Annotated in this window: 2 protein-coding genes and 1 pseudogene; 1 reads left to right on the top strand and 2 read right to left on the bottom strand. The window is 59.1% G+C overall.

Features of this window, described 5'->3' with window-relative positions; all coding sequences use genetic code 11:
• Nucleotides 1-604 (top strand): annotated as a pseudogene (locus ABR948_RS29235) (hypothetical protein); the annotation flags it as partial.
• A gap of 64 nt (nucleotides 605-668) precedes the next feature.
• Here the strand turns inward: ABR948_RS29235 and ABR948_RS29230 are convergent.
• Nucleotides 669-1,853: a Gfo/Idh/MocA family protein gene (locus tag ABR948_RS29230; protein WP_428124751.1), complete on the bottom strand. Its 1,185-nt coding sequence runs from the start codon at nucleotides 1,851-1,853 to the stop codon at nucleotides 669-671.
• A gap of 10 nt (nucleotides 1,854-1,863) precedes the next feature.
• A complete protein-coding gene (locus ABR948_RS29225; RefSeq protein WP_428124749.1) occupies nucleotides 1,864-2,919 on the bottom strand; it encodes a sugar phosphate isomerase/epimerase family protein in 1,056 nt (351 codons plus the stop codon).
• Between the last annotated feature and the right edge of the window lie 416 nt (nucleotides 2,920-3,335).

Raw genomic sequence — 3,335 nt, 5'->3', positions numbered from 1 at the left:
GGGCTCCAGTGTGATCCAGATCGAAGAGCCGACGATCCACTTTATCGCCTGCTATTACCCGGACGCCAAAGATACGCTCAACTTCCTGACCGATGCCCTCAATCATGTCGGGACTGGAAAATGCGGAAGTCTGGATTCACACCTGCTGGGGCAACCCCATGATGCAGCGCTGTTCGACAAGACATCGTACGCGGACGCGCTCGATATCTATCTGAACCGGATCAATTGCGATGTCCTCACACGGGGGATGAAGGACCGTGGAATGGCCGAGCTCGAACTGCTCGGAAATTGGAAGGGCAAGACGAAAAGGAAATTTGCGCTCGGTGTCGTATCGCACCGCACGCTCAATGCCGATACTCCCACCGAGGTCGCCAACGAAGTCCGCAAGGCGTTGAAGTATGTCGACATCGAAAATCTGCTGCTCGCGTCCGATTGCGGCTATGGACGGCAAGGTGCCAAACCGTATGGTCGCTTTCTACAGAACCGCTGCGACTGGGCAGAGCGCCAACATCATCCGCCGCGAGTATGGCCTGCCGGAGACCACGTTCCTTGCGCGGATGCCCGCCCGAGCCAGGATCTCGTTGCGCAGGGCTTCGAAGATTAATGCGCTAGCGTCCGCCACATTCCAGCAAGCGATCAGGTCACGAATATTCTGGCAAAAAGCGCAATCACGTGGTGATGCGGGTCCAGGCACTTTTGCGCCGCGAGGAACGCAACACGGCGTCAATGAATCGCATGCCGGCCACACCTTCGGCAATGCCGGGTACTAGTAGGGAAGCCGCATCAGGACGACGACGCTCGATGCCGGCACTGATCTGCTCGGCCAGATCGCTATAGAGCTGTGCGAACGCCTCAATATATCCCTCCGGGTGCCCGGCCGGGAGGCGCGATGCATGCGCGCCCGCTGCGGTCGACCCGGGGCCGGAACGGCTAAGGCGCTGGTGTGGCTCGCCATAACGCGAGAACTTCAGATAATTCATGTTCGCCTGCGACCATTCCAGACTCGCCTTCTCACCAAAGACGCGGAGTCGAAGATCGTTTTCGCAACCGACGGCCACTTGGCTTGCCCACAGTATCCCCTTGGCGCCATTCCCGAAACGCATGAGAACGTGAACGTTATCATCGACGCGCCGGCCGGGAACAAAAGTATGCACGTCTGCGGCGACCGCTTCGCATCTCAAACCGGTAGCGAAGCAGACGAGGTTGTAAGCATGGCTGCCGATATCACCGAGCGCCCCAGCCAGCCCTGAGCGCTTTGGATCGGTGCGCCATTGCGCTTGTTTGTTGCCAGTCTTCTCGAGCGGCCGTGTGAGCCAATCCTGCGGATATTCCACCTGGACAAGGCGTACTTTGCCGAGCTCGCCTCCCAGCGCCATTTCGCGCGCCTGCCGTACCATTGGATATCCAGTGTATGTGTGGGTGAGCCCAAAGATGAGACGGCTTTTGCGGACGATCTTTTCGAGAGCGATGGCCTCGCCAAGGGTGGTGGTGAGCGGTTTATCCAGGATGACGTGGATACCGGCTTCGGTGAAGGCCTTGGCCGGACCGAAATGGACGTTGTTCGGGGTCACGATCGAGACGACATCAATGCCGTCCTCGCGCTGCGATTCCTTATCCGCCATCTCCTGATAAGTCGTATAGGTTCGGTTCCGCGCAATGCCGAGCTCACGGCCGCTCGCCCGCGCGCGGGCCGCCTCCGAAGAAAAAGCCCCCGCGAGCAATTCATAGCGGTCGTCGAGGCGCGAAGCCATGCGATGCACGGCGCCGATAAAGGCACCGCGGCCGCCGCCAACCATCCCTAGCCGTAACTTCCGTTTCGCGTTCGAGCCCGCTCCCATCCGCAATTCACCCATGCCATTGTTCTCAATCCAGGCCGAGCATGTCGCGGTTTGCCCTGTCGTCGGCCTGTGAAGCGGCGAAATCGTCGAATGCGCGGCCGGCTGCCCGGATGATATGCCGCGCGATGAAAGGCGCGCCTTCCGCAGCGCCCTGATCGCTGCTTTTGATGCAGCACTCCCACTCCAACACAGCCCACCCGTCGTAGCCGTATTGTGCCAATTTGGAAAAGATTCCGGTGAAGTCGACCTGTCCGTCACCCAGAGAGCGGAATCGGCCAGCGCGATTGATCCAAGATTGGAAGCCTCCGTAGACGCCCTGGCGTCCGGTCGGATTAAATTCAGCGTCCTTGACGTGAAAGGCTTTGATACGGCTATGATAGATATCGATGTAGCTTAGATAATCGAGCTGCTGCAGGACGAAATGGCTCGGATCAAATAAAAGATTACATCGCGGGTGCCCCCCGACACGATCCAAAAACATCTCGAAGCTCGCGCCATCGTGCAGGTCCTCCCCAGGGTGAATCTCGTAGGCCAAGTCCACTCCGGCTTCATCGAATGCATCGAGAATTGGCCGCCATCGCTTGGCTAACTCATCGAACGCCGTCTCCACCAGCCCGAGCGGGCGCTGCGGCCATGGATAAAGATACGGCCACGCCAGAGCGCCCGAGAATGTCGCGTGGGCCTTAAGGCCGAGGTTCGCCGACGCTGTGGCCGCCAGTTTTAATTGGTTTGCTGCCCACTCCTGGCGCGATTTTGGTTTGCGGCGAAGGGCCGGCGGGGCAAACCCGTCGAAGGCAAGATCATAGGCCGGATGAACCGCGACCAGCTGCCCCTGGAGATGCGTGGAAAGTTCGGTTGGCACAACGCCGTGCTTGTCCAGCGTGCCCTTGAGGTCGTCGCAATAGGCCCTGCTCTCCGCGGCCCTTTCGAGATCAAACAGGCGCGAATCCCAGGTGGGAATTTGTACGCCCTTGTAGCCAAGCTTGGCGGCCCAGTCGGCCATCGAGTCGAGAGTGTGGAACGGCGCCCGATCATCGACGAATTGTGCCAGGAAGATCGCCGGACCATTGATCGTCTGCATGATTTATGCTCCCTCCCAAGTGATTTACGGTTTGCGATGCACCTCGGTTCGAGCGCAGTGTCCCGCCGACTCAGTTTTGCCGCGAGATACCGACCAGACGCAATTGGCGGGCCAATATTAGCCCTTTGACAACATTCCCATGAGTTTCGGTTGTACCGCGCTCAACGCTTCAGTGCTGCGCAAGCCCTTAATCGCCAGAACTAACAGACTCTCCTCTTCTGCGGTCAACGCGATCCCTCGACTTCATCACTGGGGTCGGGCGATGCTTTTCCGTCGGTCAACCGCTTCGGCGGTACGCCGACGATTAAGCTTATCTCTCCTACCATGCCGCGCGGAAAATTCTGGAAAACGCCGCCTTAAACGCAGCCGCCGGCTCGTCGGTTCCTTTGTCACGTCGTTTGAATGGCCGGCTGCTC

Origin of the sequence: Bradyrhizobium sp. (genome assembly GCF_050014615.1) — a bacterium.
In the GTDB taxonomy this organism is placed as follows: Bacteria; Pseudomonadota; Alphaproteobacteria; order Rhizobiales; family Xanthobacteraceae; genus Bradyrhizobium.
Note: the sequence above shows the minus strand (reverse complement) of the source record. Positions and strands in the feature narration are given on the sequence as shown.

What these genes read in the sequence shown, in the direction of transcription:
- ABR948_RS29230 (WP_428124751.1), bottom strand. Translation starts at nt 1,853, where the DNA reads ATGGGTGAATTGCGGATGGGAGCGGGCTCGAACGCGAAACGGAAGTTA.
- ABR948_RS29225 (WP_428124749.1), bottom strand. Translation starts at nt 2,919, where the DNA reads ATGCAGACGATCAATGGTCCGGCGATCTTCCTGGCACAATTCGTCGAT.